The following is a 13,187-nucleotide window of genomic DNA, read 5'->3' on the forward strand; positions in this document are numbered from 1 at the left end:
AGAGGTCGCGTAATCGGGGCATGTCCCAGTCCCTTGAAACCCCGCTCCTCGCTCGCCGCGGCTTCCTCGCGGCCGCCTCCGCCCTGGCCTTCGCCGTCCCGGCCTCCAACGCGCTCGCCGCCCAGGACGCGTACGCCAGTTCGCCGTTCCGCAAGCTCACCGACGCCGAGTGGCGCCAGAAGCTGCCCGCCGCCAGCTACGGCGTCCTGCGCCACGAGGACACCGAGCGGCCCGGCACCAGCCCGCTGCTGAAGGAACACCGCAAGGGCAGGTTCGCCTGCCTCGGCTGCGACCTGCCGCTGTTCACCAGCGACACCAAGTTCGAGAGCGGCACCGGCTGGCCCAGCTTCTACCGGGCGATCCCGGGCGCCGTCGCGACGAAGACCGACTACAAGATCGGCGTCGCGCGAACCGAGTACCACTGCGCCCAGTGCCTGGGCCACCAGGGCCACATCTTCAACGACGGCCCCAGGCCCACCGGCCTGCGCTACTGCAACAACGGCGTGGCCCTGAAGTTCATCCCCGCCTAGCGGGCCAAAAAAGAGGCCCGGGGCGACGACGCGCACCCGGGCCAGGAGGGTTCCGTCGGCCGGCTAAGTCTTCGACTTGGGGGAGGGCGACGGCGATGGGGACGGCGAGGGCGAAGGCGAGGGTGTCGGGGCGGCTTGGACCTGCCGCAGCTTGCCGGCTCCCGAGATGTCGGTTTCCAGGGTCTTGGGCTGGGTGATGAGTCGGACATCGCCCGCGCCGGAGATCTCGACGCGAGCCTCGTCGGTCGGCGCCAGTGTGGCGTCACCGGCGCCCGAGACGTCGATGTTGGCGCGGCGGGCCTTGAGGGCGCCGAGTTCGAGTTCGGCCGAACCCGACAGATCGACGCTGAGCTCGTCGGTCTCGCCGCTGCCGGTGACCTCCGCGTCGCCGGAGACGTCCAGGCTGAGGCGCGGCTGCCGGTAGCCCTCGATCGTCAGCCGGCTGCGGCCCGAGACGTCGAAGGCGGAGACGTTCGGCGCCGTCAGCACGATCGAGACGCGCGGAGAGTGGCGGTGGCGGCCGCTGGCGTAGCGGATGGAGTCGCCGCGGACCACGATGCGGTCGATGGCGCGCTGCGGCCCGGTCACCACGACGCTCGACGCCCCGGCCGACTGCACGTAGCGGACGTCGGCGGGCAGGTCGATGTCGAGCTTGTCGGCGCCGCTCCAGGCCAGGGTGCGGGTGGCCTCGGGCCCGGCGTCGGCGGTCCCCCCGTCTTCGTGGCGGTGCGAGAGCCGGTGCTTGCGCAGGCTCCAGCTCCAGTCGTCGTCGCCCCAGTGGCCGGAGGCGATGTTCCAGCTTCCGCGGGCCAGGGCCTCGGGGCCGCCGATGGCGACGGCCGCGGCCAGGCTGGCCACGCAGAGCACGAAGCCGGCGACGGCGATCATGGCGAGTACGCGGATCATGTGGGCCTCCCGCCTTACTGGGGTTCGAGGGCCGGCTTCAGCAGCCGGTAGTGGAGCCGCCCGTACCAGACCAGCGCGTTCATCAGGCCGATCGAGACGATGGTCAGCAGCGCGCCGCCCGAGGCGGAGCCCGCCATCACGCCGAGGCCGGCGAGCAGCGCCGTGGCCGGCCCGCCCGGCGGGTCCATGAACGGCCCGGCGGCGAAGACGAAGGCGCCGGCGAAGAAGCAGACGATCACCGCCACCGCGATCCCGACGATCGCGCCGGCGACGCCCATCAGGATCGGCAGCAGGATCAGGATGTCGACGGCGCCCAGGCCCAGCACCGCGAACACCGCGGCGGCGGCCGACGACGGGCTGCGCTCGTCGCGCCAGCGGTTCAGCGAGCTCTCGGCGCGGATCTCGCGCGCCAGCCGGTCGGGGTCGCCCAGGGCCGCGGCCACCTCGGCCTCGGTGCGCCCGGCGGCCTCGCCGTCGGTGAAATGCGCCTCGTAGTCGGCGACGATGTCGGCGATGGCCTGCGAGGGCAGGCCGCGCAGGCCTTCCCGAAGCCGCGCCATGAATGCCTGGCGTGTCACTTGGCCCCTCCAAGGATGGTTTCGACGGCGCCGGAGAACGACCTCCAGGCCGCGGACTGGCTCTCGAAGCTCTTCCGCCCGGCTTCGCTCAGCCTGTAGTACTTGCGCGGCGGGCCGGCCGGGCTCTCGACGAGGTAGGTCTCGACGAGGCCGTCCGACTGCAGCCGGCGCATCAGCGGATAGATGGTGCCTTCGCCCATCCCGATCGCGTCGGCGAGGCGGCTGGCGATCTCGTAGGCGTAGCTGTCGTGCTGATGGAGGAGGGCGAGCACGCAGAGTTCGAGCGCCCCCTTCTTCAACTGGATCTCGATGGCGTCCGGCACCTCAGCGCCTCCTGGCTGACCACTGAGGTAAGGCAAGGTAGCGTGCGATGCAAGGTAGCTTGCATTAAACCTTAGTAAGGTGGTGCAAGGTAGCGGCGCAGCCGCAAGAGAATGAACCGCGGAATACGCGGAAGTACGCGGAAAGGCGCCCGAGCGGCCGTGGGGCCGGGGGACGAACTTCCGTCTTCCTTCTTTCCGCGTCATTCCGCGTATTCCGCGGTTCAATCGAGGGGCGCTTCGCGCCGGGCGCGCCTCAACTGGTGTCGTCGTCGCATTCCCAGGAGGGGACATGCATCGGCGGGGCCAGGCGGCCGTTGAAGGGGTCGGGGTCGGGCGGCGGCTCGCGCTGGGGCGGCGGCTCGGCGGGCGGCGCCGGCTCCGGGGCGGCTTTCGGGGGGCCGAGCCGGGTGTGGACGAGGGCCATCACGGCGTCGACGCGGGCTTCGCGGGACAGGCCGGCGTTGGCGGCGTCCTTCCGCACCCACTCGACCAGTTCGCCCAGTTCGGGGTCGATCTCTTCGGCCTCCACGGGGTCGTACTCCAGGCAGACCCGCGCGTGGACCGCGTCCTCCATCTCGAGCTGTTCGGTCAGGTCGGGGCCCAGGTCTTCACGGCCAGGCGCGTGCGCGCGGCGAGGCTCCGGGGCCTCCTCGCGCAACAGCCGCGCCCGGGTGGTGAGCGTGGTGCGCACGGAGCGCGTCAGCCGCGCCTGCGAGCGGACGTAGTCGTTCAGGGTGTCGGGATCGGTGGTCTCCAGCGCCTGCGCATTCACGTGCTGCAGCAACGCCAGGTCGACCCGCAGCACCAGGCCGAGGACCGCGTCGATATCGCCGATGTCGGGCAGGGCCTCGGACATGAGCGGCAGTGGAACACGCCCGTGCGTCAGAAGCGGACGTGGGTGGGGAGGGCGGGTTCTGGCGCGTTCGCGATCCTGCCGCTGGAAACCTGGTCCACCCAGGCGTAGCGTGCCCCTGCGCAAGCAGAAGTATCCACAGGATGATGCTGGTCGTCAGGGCCTTCGCCGGGTTCACCTTCCTATTCGCTCTCGTGGCGACGGCCTTCTTCGGTGCGGCCGGGACACCGAACGACAGCCGCGGATGGACGACCCTGGCGGTGTTCTTCGGGTGCGCCGCACTGATGACCGTGTGGCTCTGGTTCCGCGACAAGGCGCTGCTGGAGCGGCGGGTGAAGGCGGCCCCGACCGCCGAGCCCGACGTCACGCAGAAGATCATCCAGGCGCTCACCAGCGTCGCCTTCCTCTCGATCTTCGTGACGCCGGGCCTCGATCGGCGCTTCAGCTGGTCGGCTGTTCCACCCGCCGTCTCGCTGGCCGGCGCGGTGATGATCGCCCTGGGCTTCGTGATCATCTTCTTCACGTTCCGGGAGAACACCTTCACCGCCGGCACCATCGAGGTTGAGGACGGCCAGCATGTGATCGATAGCGGCCCCTACGCCGTCGTGCGCCACCCGATGTACGCCGGGGCGCTGGTCATGGTGGCGGGCCTCCCCCTGGCGCTAGGCTCGTGGTGGGGGCTGATCCCGGCCGCGTTGATCGTGCCCGTGCTCGTGTGGCGGCTGATCGACGAGGAAGTGTTTCTCAAGGCCAATCTCGCGGGCTACGGCGACTACCTCGGCCACGTGCGCTATCGGCTTGCGCCGCTGATCTGGTAGCTCGCGCCGCAAGTGGTGGGTTGGCGCAACCACGTCGAGGCTTCCGTGGCGCCCGTCTGCCCAACGAGGCTCCTAAGTGACGGCGTGGGTGTGCATGTACGCCTTCCAGTGTAGCGGCGCGCCGCCGCGTCGTCAGCTTTTCACCAGCACGTATTCGCCCGGCGCGTCGCCCAGGGGCGCGAGCGGGCCCTTGGCCGGGTCGCGGGCGGGGATCAGCTTGCCCGAGCGGGCCTGGAGCCATTCGGCCCAGTGGGGCCACCAGGAGCCGGGGTGCTCGACCGCGCCGGCCTGCCATTCCTCGAGCGAGGCGGGGAGGGCGGCGTTGGTCCAGTGCTGGTACTTGTGGGCCGCGGGCGGGTTGATGACGCCGGCGATGTGGCCCGAGCCCGCCATGGTGAAGGTGGTGGGGCCGCCGAACAGCCTGGCGCCCTTGAACACCGACCGGAGCGGGGCGATGTGGTCCTCCTTCGAGGACTGGACGTAGACCGGGATCTTCACCTTGGAGAGGTCGATCTTCACGCCGTCGAGGGTGAGCTCGCCCTTGGCCATGGCGTTCTCGCCATAGAAGCGGCGCAGGTAGAAGGTGTGCAGCGTCTTCGGCATCCGCGTCTGGTCGGAGTTCCAGAACAGCAGGTCGAAGGGCCGGGGCTCCTTGCCCAGCAGGTAGTTGTTCACGAAGAACGACCAGATCAGGTCGTTGCCGCGCAGCGCGTTGAATGTGTCGGCCATGGTCTGGCCCGAGAGGACGCCGCCGCCCTCGTCCATCTTGGCCTCCAGGTCCTTCAGCCAGTCCTCGTTGGTGAAGAGGAGCAGGTCGCCGGCCTCGGAGAAGTCCTGCTGGGCGGCGAAGAAGGTGGCCGAGCCGATGGTCTTGTCGCCCTTGGCCGCCATGTGGGCCAGGGTGGCCGAGAGCAGGGTGCCGCCGATGCAGTAGCCGACGGTGTTCACGCGATCGACGCCAGCCTGCTTCAGCACCGCGCCGACGCCCTCGTAGATGCCCTGGCGCATGTAGTCTTCGAAGGTCTTGGCGGCGAGCCGCGCGTCGGGGTTCACCCACGAGGCCACGAACACCGTGATGCCCTGCGAGGCCAGCCAGCGGATCAGCGAATTCTCCGGCCGCAGGTCCATGATGTAGAACTTGTTGATCCACGGCGGGAAGATCAGCAGCGGAATCTCGTAGACCTGCTCGGTCGACGGCGAGAACTGCAGGAGCTCGATGATCTCGTTGCGGAACACGACCTTGCCGGGGGCCGTGGCGACGTTCTCCCCGATCCTGAACATGTCGTAGTCGGTCTGGGCGATGGAGAGCTGGCCGCCGCCGCGCTGGAGGTCGGCCTGGAAGTTCTCCATGCCCTTGACCAGGCTGGCGCCGCCGGTGGCCATGACCTCGCGGAGCGCGGTCGGGTTCGAGGCCAGGAAGTTCGACGGCGAGAAGGCGTCGGTGAGCATCTTCATGAAGAACTCGACGCGGCGCTTCTCGAGCGGATCGACGCCGTCCACCTCGGCCACCATGTCGTTCAGGAAGTTGGCGGTGAGCAGGTAGGACTGCTTGATGGCGTCGAAGACCGGGTTCTCGCTCCAGTCGGGGTCGGTGAACCGCTTGTCGCCCTTGGCCGGCGAGACGACGGGCTCGGGCGTTTCGCCGCCGGCCCGCCGCGCCGTGGCCTGCCACAGGTCGAGGTAGCGGGCGAAGAGGTCGCCCTGGGCCCGCATCATGCGGTCGGGCTGGGCGGCGAGGCGGCCCATCACCTGGGTGAGCGCCGGGGCCACGTGGAACGGGTCGGGCGAGAGCGCCGCCGGGCGGTCGGCCTGGCGCAGCGCCATCTCGGCGATCGCGCCCTGGGCGGTGAGCGCCGCGCGGGCCAGGTTGACCGAGAGCTGCTCGACCTGGGCGCGCTGTTCGGCGGTGAAGGCGGCCGCCGGGTCGAACGCGGGCCTGCCGGACGCGCCGGCCGTCGAGGCGGCGCCCGCCGCGGCCGCCCCGGGGGCCGCCTCGGGGGCCGGCGCGAACGTCTTGGCCTCGGCCGCCGCCTTGGCCGCCTTCTGCTTCTTGCCGCCGGCCTTCTTCGACTTCGCCTTCGGCGGCGCCGAGGTCTGCTCGCTCATCGGGTCGTCCCTTCCGTCATGGCGCGCGTTCGCCGCGCGCTCTTTCGCCTTCCGCGATCATCGCATATGACCTTGGCGCAAATGAATGCGTCGCGCCCGCTTTTTCGGACCACCCCCAGGGTACGCGTCCTGGCCCTGACGGCCGGCGCGGGCCTGATGCTGGGCGGCTGCATCGGCAACCCGTTCGTCGACGCCAAGGTCGATCCGGGCTCGCCCATCGCGCCGGAGGTGGCGCGGGTCACGCGCCAGGACGCCAGGCTCCCGACCTTCGCCTCGATCCCGAAGGCGCCCGCCGACCTGCGCCCCGCGCCTCAGTACGGGCAGAGCGCGCGGCAGGTGCTGGCCGCCGGCGAAGCGCTGATCGCCGCGACCGAGCCCTCGACCTGGACATTGCAGGGCACCGACGAATTCGCCGAGAAGGGCCGCAGGGACGCCGGCCCGCAGCTCGAGCCCCCGAAGCCGGGCGACGCCGAGGCCTTCGCCCGCGAGCTGCGCGAGCGAGCTACCCCGCCTCCGCCGCGTTGAGCCCGGGTCGGCGTCGCCGACCGAGGCAAGAAACGGGGCGCGAGGCATAAATTTCCCCGAACCGGCTTGGCGGACTCCCGCCCGGAGTCTATCGAAGCGCGACCTCCAGCTCGCAGACCGGCCGCCCGGGCGTTGGCGGCGCAAGAGCTCATAGAGATGACACCCGAATTCCACCGTATCCGCCGCCTCCCGCCCTACGTGTTCGAGGAGGTGAACCGCATCAAGGCCCGCCTGCGCGCGCAGGGGACCGACATCATCGACTTCGGCATGGGCAATCCCGACATGCCGACGCCGAAGCACATCGTCGACAAGCTGGTCGAGACGGCGCGCGACCCGAAGGCCGGACGCTATTCTGCCTCCAAGGGCATCGCGGGCCTGCGCAAGGCCATGGCCGGCTACTACGCCCGCCGCTTCGGCGTGAAGCTGGACCCGGACCGCGAGGTGATCTCGACGCTGGGGTCCAAGGAAGGGTTCGCGAACCTGGCCCAGGCGCTGACGGCCCCGGGCGACGTGATCATCTGCCCGAACCCGGCGTACCCGATCCACGCCTACGGCTTCATCATGGCGGGCGGCGTCATCCGCCACGTGCCGGCGGGCAGCCCCGAGGAGTACCTGTCGGGCATCAGCCGGGCGGTGAAGCACTCGGCGCCGCCGCCCAGCGTGCTGATCGTCAGCTATCCGTCGAACCCGACGGCGCAGTGGGTGGACCTCGACTTCTACAAGGAGGTCGTGGCGCTGGCCCGCAAGCACGAGATGCTGGTGCTGAGCGACATCGCCTATTCGGAGATCTACTTCGACGACAACCCGCCGCCGTCGCTGCTGCAGGTGGACGGCGCGAAGGACATCGCCGTCGAGGTGAACTCGCTCTCCAAGACCTTCGCCATGGCGGGCTGGCGCGTGGGCATGGTCGTGGGCAACGAGCGCATGTGCGCGGCGCTGGCGCGGGTGAAGAGCTACCTCGACTACGGCGCCTACACGCCGATCCAGGTGGCGGCGGCGGCGGCGCTGAACGGCCCGACCGACTGCATCGACGAGATCCGCGCCACCTACAAGAGCCGCCGCGACACCCTGGTGGAATCGATGAAGCGCGCCGGCTGGGACATCCCCGCGCCGCCGGCGTCGATGTTCGCCTGGGCGAAGCTGCCGCCGCAGTTCGAGGAGGCGGGCTCGATGCTGTTCTCCAAGCTCCTGATCGAGGAGGCCGGCGTCGCCGTGGCCCCGGGCATCGCGTTCGGCGAGTACGGCGAGGGCTACGTCCGCATCGGCCTCGTCGAGAACGAACACCGCATCCGGCAGGCGGCGCGCAACGTGAAGAAGTTCCTGGCCAGCTCGGACGAGATCCTGGGACGGGCGCACAACGCGCTCGCGGCGCAATGAGCGCCACCCGCGGCGAAGCCGCCTTCAACCACCAAGATCACGAAGGCCACCAGGCGGGCGGTGTCGGGGCAAGCCCGCTTCGCGCCCTTGGCGCCCCTGGTGGTCGAACCAGGCCGCCTGCGGCGCATGCTGGAGTTCGGGTATGAGCGAGGACCGAAAACCCTGGGGGATCGGCGTCGCGGGCCTCGGCACCGTGGGCGCGGGCCTGCTGAACTTCCTGTCCGACAACCCGGCGTTCGCGCCGGCGGGCGGCATCGCCTGCGTCAGCGGCGTGTCGGCCCGTTCCAGGTCGCGGCCGCGGCCGGCCGACATCTCCAACCTGCCCTGGTTCGACGACCCGGTGGCGCTGGCGCAGTCGGACGAGACCGACCTGTTCGTCGAGCTGATCGGCGGCTCGGACGGCCCGGCGAAGGCGGCGGTCGAGGCGGCGCTCAAGGCCGGCAAGCCGGTCGTCACCGCCAACAAGGCGCTGATCGCCGAGCACGGCAAGGAACTGGCCGAACTGGCCGAGGCGCGAGGCGTCCCGCTGCTGTTCGAGGCGGCGGTGATGGGCGGCGTGCCGGCGGTGAAGGTGGTGCGCGAGGCGCTGGTGGGCGACGATGTCCACTCGATCTCGGGCATCCTCAACGGCACCTGCAACTACATCCTGACCGAGATGGAGGCGAGCGGCCGCGCGTTCGAGGACGTGCTCGCCGAGGCCCAGCGGCTGGGCTACGCCGAGGCCGACCCCACCATGGACGTCGGCGGCTTCGACGCGGCGCACAAGATCACCATCCTGGCGGCCCTGGCGTTCGGCTGCGCGCCCAACTTCGCCGCGGCCGAGATCGAGGGCATCGACCAGGTGGCCCTGCTCGACATCCGCATGGCCCGGGACCTGGGCTACCGGATCAAGCTGGTAGCCTCGGCCGAACGCTCGATCCACGGGGCGCTGGTGCGGGTGCATCCGACGCTGGCGCCGCTCGACCATCCGCTGGCGCGGGCGGGCGGGGCGCTGAACGCGCTCTTCATCGAGGGCGAGCGCACGGGGCGCATCTTCCTGCAGGGCCCGGGCGCGGGCGCGGGCCCCACGGCGGCCGCGGTGGCCGCGGACATCGCCGACGTGATCGCGGGCGCGCGCCGGCCGGTCTTCTCGGCGCCGGCGGAAACGCTGGCTCCGTTCGATCCGGTCGATCCGTCGAAGATGATGGGCCGCGCGTACCTGCGCTTCCTGGTGAAGGACGAGCCGGGCGTGATCGCGGCGGTCTCCGAGACGCTGGCGGAGGCGGGCGTCTCCATCGAAAGCTTCCTGCAGAAGCCCGCCGAGGAGGCCGAGGGCGTGCCGATCGTGCTGACGACCCATGCCGTCGCCGAGTCGGTGCTGACCGCGGCCGTGAAGCGCATCGCCGACCTGCCGGCGGTGCTGGATCGTCCCAGACTGTTGCGGATCGCTCGCATCTAGGGTCAAAGGCGCGTCCACAAGACTCGCCCCGCAAGAACGCCTGAGGGTTGGAAACGACATGAGTTCTCAAGTTCTGGACCGCAACCTGATCATGGACGCGGTCCGGGTCTGCGAAGCCGCCGCCATCGCCGCCTGGCAGTTGGTGGGCCGCGGCGACGAGAAGGCCGCCGACCAGGCCGCCGTCGACGCCATGCGCACGGCGCTGAACGACCTCGACATCGACGGCGAGATCGTGATCGGCGAGGGCGAGCGCGACGAGGCCCCGATGCTCTACATCGGCGAGAAGGTCGGGAAGGGCAAAGGCGCGAAGATCGACATCGCGCTGGACCCGCTGGAGGGCACGACGCTGACCGCCAAGGCGATGGCCAACGCGCTGGCCGTGATGGCCTGGGCGCCCAAGGGCACGCTCTTGAACGCGCCCGACACCTACATGGACAAGATCGCCTGCGGGCCGGGCTATCCGGCCGGCGTGATCGACCTCGACAAGACCCCGGCCGAGAACGTGGCCGCGCTCGCGAAGGCCAAGGGCGTGGACGCCACCGCGATCACCGTCTGCATCCTGGACCGGCCGCGCCACGCCGAGATCATCGCCTCGGTGCGCTCGGTGGGCGCGCGGGTGCATCTGATCACCGACGGCGACGTGGCGGGCGTGATCAACACGGCGGACCCCGAAACCGGCATCGACATGTACGTCGGCTCCGGCGGCGCGCCCGAGGGCGTGCTGGCCTGCGCGGCGCTGAAGTGCGTGGGCGGCCAGTTCCAGGGCCGCCTGGTGTTCCGCAACGCCGACGAGCGCGCGCGGGCCGCCCGCGTGGGCATCACCGACCTCGACAAGAAGTACGACCTGCACGAGATGGTCCGCGCGGACGCGATCTTCGCGGCCACCGGCGTGACCAAGGGCGCGCTGCTGGACGGCGTCCGCGTCTCGGACGGCTTCGTGCATACGCACACGCTGGTGATGAACTCCGCCTCGCACACCGTGCGCGAAGTGCGGATGAAGCGGCCGGTCTGACCTAGTTGAATTCGTTCGCGACGGCCTTCATGCGCTTCTGCGCGCGGTTGCGCGTGTAGGCCATGACCGCGCCGATCGGCAGCAGCAGGACCAGGCTGAATATCCCGAACAACAAGAAGGCGAGCCCGACGCCGATCACCATCAGGCCGACGACGATGCCGTCGGTGCGGTTTTTCTGAAGCGCGCTGAACCGCTCGGGCTCTTCCGAGCGGAGGACCTTCTTGCTGTTGTAGGCCTTCGTCCGCGTCTCGCCGGTCTGCTGGGACTTCAGCCACGGGATCAGGTCCCGGAGCAGCAGATAGAGTCCGGCAAGGAAGATGGCCCAGACGATCATCGGATGCCCCCACTCGACGCCGGGGACCTTGAGCGACTCCGTGGAGGTTGTCGACCTGTATGGACATCACCCTGTGACCGTCATCCCCCGGCTTGTCCGGGGGATCCATTGGGCTGTGCGGCTCAGGACGAGCCCAGCGTTGGCGCCTGCGAACGCTCCCAACTCACAGCCCAGTGGGTGGCCCGGACAAGCCGGGCCATGACGTTCCATGAGGTGGGTTGGCGATCTACGACCATTTCTGACGTAGGCGTCCGTCAGGGATAGCGCTGGCGACTCGTTCGGGGCGGGCGGATAGTGCTCTCCGGATGGAGGCGGAAGACGGGATGGCCGACGGCAGTGCGCATCTGGGCTATCTCGGGGTCACGCGTTCGCTCTCGGGGCGGCTGTGGCGGCAGCGGCCGGCCGACGCGGACCTCGCGCGGCGCCACCAGTTGGAGCATGGCCTGTCGGAGCCGCTGGCCCGCGCGATCGCCTCGCGCGGCGTGAGCGACGGCCAGAACTTCCTGAATCCGACGCTGAAGGCGCTGTTCCCCGACCCGTCGAGCTTCGCCGACATGGATCGCGCGGCCGGGATCCTGGTCGATGCGCTGGAGGCGAAGCGGCGCGTGGTGGTGTTCGCCGACTACGACGTCGACGGCGCCTCGTCGGCGGCGCTGATCGTGCGCTGGTTCCGGGCGATGGGGCTGGAGCTGTCGATCTACGTCCCCGACCGGATGACCGAGGGCTACGGGCCGTCGCCGGCGGCGTTCCGGCGGCTGAAGGCCGAGGGCGCCGAGCTGGTGGTCACGGTCGACTGTGGCGCGGCGGCGCATGACGCGCTGGCCTGCGCGGCCGGGATCGGGCTGCCGGTCGTGGTGATCGACCACCACCTGATGCGGCCGGGCGAGGTTCCGGGCGTCGCGGCGCTGGTGAACCCCAACCGGCCGGACTGCACGTCGGGGCAGGGGCATCTGGCGGCGGCCGGCGTGGCGTTCGTGCTGCTCGCGGCGCTCAACCGCGAGGCCCGCAAGCGCGGGCTCGGAACAGAGCCGGATATCCGCACCTGGCTCGACCTCGCGGCCATGGGGGCCGTCTGCGACGTGACCCGGCTCACGGGCTTCAACCGGGCGCTGGCGGCGCAGGGGCTGAAGGTCATGTCCGGCTGGGCCAACCCCGGCCTGAAGGCGCTGATGGAAGTGGCCAAGGCCAGCGGGCCGGCCTCGGTGTTCCACGTGGGCTTCCTGCTGGGGCCGCGGATCAACGCGGGCGGACGGATCGGGCGGTCGGACCTGGGCGCGCGCCTGCTCTCCACCGACGACCCGGAAGAGGCCGCGGCGCTGGCCGAGGAACTGGATGCGCTGAACGCCTCGCGCAAGCAGGTGGAGGCCGAGGTGCAGGAGGCGGCGGTCCGCCATATCGAGCGCGAGTCGAACCAGGCCGACGCGCCGTGCCTGGTCGTCGCCGACGACGGCTGGCACCCCGGGGTCATCGGCATCGTCGCCGGCCGCCTTCGGGAGCGCTACCGCAAGCCGGTGCTGGTGATCGGCATCGACCGGGCCGCCGACGTCGGCAAGGGCTCGGGCCGCTCGCAGCCCGGCGTGAACCTGGGCGGGGCCGTGCAGGCGGCCTACGAGGCGGGCCTGCTGCTCTCCGGCGGCGGCCACGCCATGGCGGCCGGCCTGTCGGTGCGGCCCGACACGATCCCCGAACTGCGCGCCTTCCTCTGCGAGCAGATGGCCGCCGAGGCCGAGATCGCCGCGGCCGAGGATGCGCTGGAGATCGACGTCCTGGTCACCGCGCGCGGCGCCGACCGCGGCCTGTGGACCGACTTCCAGCGTCTGGCGCCGTTCGGTCCCGGCAACCCCGAACCCGCCTTCGCGATCGCCGACGCCCGCATCGAGCGGCCGATGGCGTTGCGCGGCGGCCATGTGCGGGTCACGCTGACGGACGGGTCGGGCGGCAAGCTGAAGGCCGTCGCCTGGCGCGCCGAAGACACGGAGATGGGCCGGCGACTACTTCAGGAGGGCGGCGCGGTGCATGTCGCGGGCCGCCTGAAGCCCGACGACTGGCAGGGCCGGGAGGGCGTCGAACTCGAGATCGAGGACATCGCCGATCCCCGTGTGCGCTGAAGGTCTATCGGCTTGAATTCGGGCGCTTGCGCCCCAAATCGAAGGCCGCTATAGACCGCGCCTCGCGCCGATGCGGTCCCTTCGTCTATCGGTTAGGACGCCAGGTTTTCAACCTGGAGAGAGGGGTTCGACTCCCCTAGGGACTGCCACGCGATCCCCCCTTTCAGGTGTTCACGCGTCCGTGCGCAGTTATCGCGCGCGAATCACCATTGACGCGCCCGCGTTCACAAGAACAGTGTTATAGTAGGCCCTGATCCAAGTGACGGGGGGAGTAGCGGG

The 13,187-nt window shown here is 70.5% G+C and carries 13 protein-coding genes and 1 tRNA gene; 8 read left to right on the plus strand and 6 right to left on the minus strand.

What is annotated here, in order from left to right:
* Window positions 1-20 precede the first annotated feature (20 nt).
* Window positions 21-530: a peptide-methionine (R)-S-oxide reductase MsrB gene (gene msrB, locus KF737_RS18695; protein WP_296458558.1), complete on the plus strand. Its 510-nt coding sequence runs from the start codon at window positions 21-23 to the stop codon at window positions 528-530.
* A gap of 63 nt (window positions 531-593) precedes the next feature.
* Here msrB and KF737_RS18700 read toward each other — a convergent pair whose 3' ends face one another.
* From KF737_RS18700 to KF737_RS18715, 4 genes are all read right to left on the minus strand, one after another.
* Window positions 594-1,436, minus strand: coding sequence for a DUF2807 domain-containing protein (locus KF737_RS18700; protein WP_296458562.1), 843 nt, complete (start codon window positions 1,434-1,436; stop codon window positions 594-596).
* 14 nt (window positions 1,437-1,450) lie between these two features.
* Window positions 1,451-2,014: a DUF1700 domain-containing protein gene (locus tag KF737_RS18705; RefSeq protein WP_296458565.1), complete on the minus strand. Its 564-nt coding sequence runs from the start codon at window positions 2,012-2,014 to the stop codon at window positions 1,451-1,453.
* Window positions 2,011-2,337, minus strand: coding sequence for a PadR family transcriptional regulator (locus KF737_RS18710; protein ID WP_296458569.1), 327 nt, complete (start codon window positions 2,335-2,337; stop codon window positions 2,011-2,013). Before KF737_RS18710 ends, KF737_RS18705 begins: the two co-directional genes overlap by 4 nt.
* Window positions 2,338-2,590: 253 nt before the next feature.
* The gene (locus tag KF737_RS18715; RefSeq protein ID WP_296458571.1) at window positions 2,591-3,193 is read right to left on the minus strand and encodes a hypothetical protein; all 603 of its coding nucleotides are present in this window, start codon (window positions 3,191-3,193) and stop codon (window positions 2,591-2,593) included.
* A gap of 140 nt (window positions 3,194-3,333) precedes the next feature.
* Here KF737_RS18715 and KF737_RS18720 point away from each other — a divergent pair, with 140 nt between their 5' ends.
* Complete coding sequence (locus KF737_RS18720; protein ID WP_296458574.1) at window positions 3,334-4,008, plus strand: isoprenylcysteine carboxylmethyltransferase family protein; 675 nt, start codon at window positions 3,334-3,336, stop codon at window positions 4,006-4,008.
* A gap of 132 nt (window positions 4,009-4,140) precedes the next feature.
* Here KF737_RS18720 and phaC read toward each other — a convergent pair whose 3' ends face one another.
* The gene (gene phaC, locus KF737_RS18725; protein WP_296458577.1) at window positions 4,141-6,114 is read right to left on the minus strand and encodes a class I poly(R)-hydroxyalkanoic acid synthase; all 1,974 of its coding nucleotides are present in this window, start codon (window positions 6,112-6,114) and stop codon (window positions 4,141-4,143) included.
* Window positions 6,115-6,195: 81 nt separating this feature from the next.
* Here phaC and KF737_RS18730 point away from each other — a divergent pair, with 81 nt between their 5' ends.
* The 4 genes from KF737_RS18730 to glpX all read left to right on the plus strand — a co-directional run bounded on the left by KF737_RS18730 (window position 6,196) and on the right by glpX (window position 10,466).
* Window positions 6,196-6,639 carry a hypothetical protein gene (locus KF737_RS18730; protein WP_296458580.1) on the plus strand — a complete coding sequence of 148 codons (444 nt, stop codon included), beginning with the start codon at window positions 6,196-6,198 and terminating at the stop codon, window positions 6,637-6,639.
* Window positions 6,640-6,795: 156 nt separating this feature from the next.
* Window positions 6,796-8,016, plus strand: a complete 1,221-nt coding sequence (locus KF737_RS18735) for an LL-diaminopimelate aminotransferase (protein ID WP_296458583.1) — start codon at window positions 6,796-6,798, stop codon at window positions 8,014-8,016.
* A gap of 142 nt (window positions 8,017-8,158) precedes the next feature.
* Window positions 8,159-9,454 carry a homoserine dehydrogenase gene (locus tag KF737_RS18740; protein WP_296458586.1) on the plus strand — a complete coding sequence of 432 codons (1,296 nt, stop codon included), beginning with the start codon at window positions 8,159-8,161 and terminating at the stop codon, window positions 9,452-9,454.
* A 58-nt stretch (window positions 9,455-9,512) separates the two neighbouring features.
* Window positions 9,513-10,466, plus strand: a complete 954-nt coding sequence (gene glpX, locus KF737_RS18745) for a class II fructose-bisphosphatase (RefSeq protein WP_296458589.1) — start codon at window positions 9,513-9,515, stop codon at window positions 10,464-10,466.
* 1 nt (window position 10,467) lies between these two features.
* On the opposite strand, the gene KF737_RS18750 is transcribed toward glpX, so the two are convergent.
* Window positions 10,468-10,800, minus strand: a complete 333-nt coding sequence (locus tag KF737_RS18750) for a hypothetical protein (protein ID WP_296458592.1) — start codon at window positions 10,798-10,800, stop codon at window positions 10,468-10,470.
* A 323-nt stretch (window positions 10,801-11,123) separates the two neighbouring features.
* Between KF737_RS18750 and recJ the strand changes: the two genes are divergently transcribed.
* Together recJ and KF737_RS18760 are read left to right on the plus strand one after the other, a co-directional pair.
* Entirely contained in the window at window positions 11,124-12,908 is a 1,785-nt protein-coding gene (gene recJ / locus KF737_RS18755) for a single-stranded-DNA-specific exonuclease RecJ (protein WP_296458595.1), read from the plus strand.
* Between the two features lie 74 nt (window positions 12,909-12,982).
* Window positions 12,983-13,057 (plus strand) — tRNA-Glu (locus KF737_RS18760).
* The last annotated feature ends 130 nt before the right edge of the window (window positions 13,058-13,187 follow it).

Origin of the sequence: Phenylobacterium sp. (assembly GCF_019636135.1) — a bacterium.
In the GTDB taxonomy this organism is placed as follows: Bacteria; Pseudomonadota; Alphaproteobacteria; order Caulobacterales; family Caulobacteraceae; genus Phenylobacterium.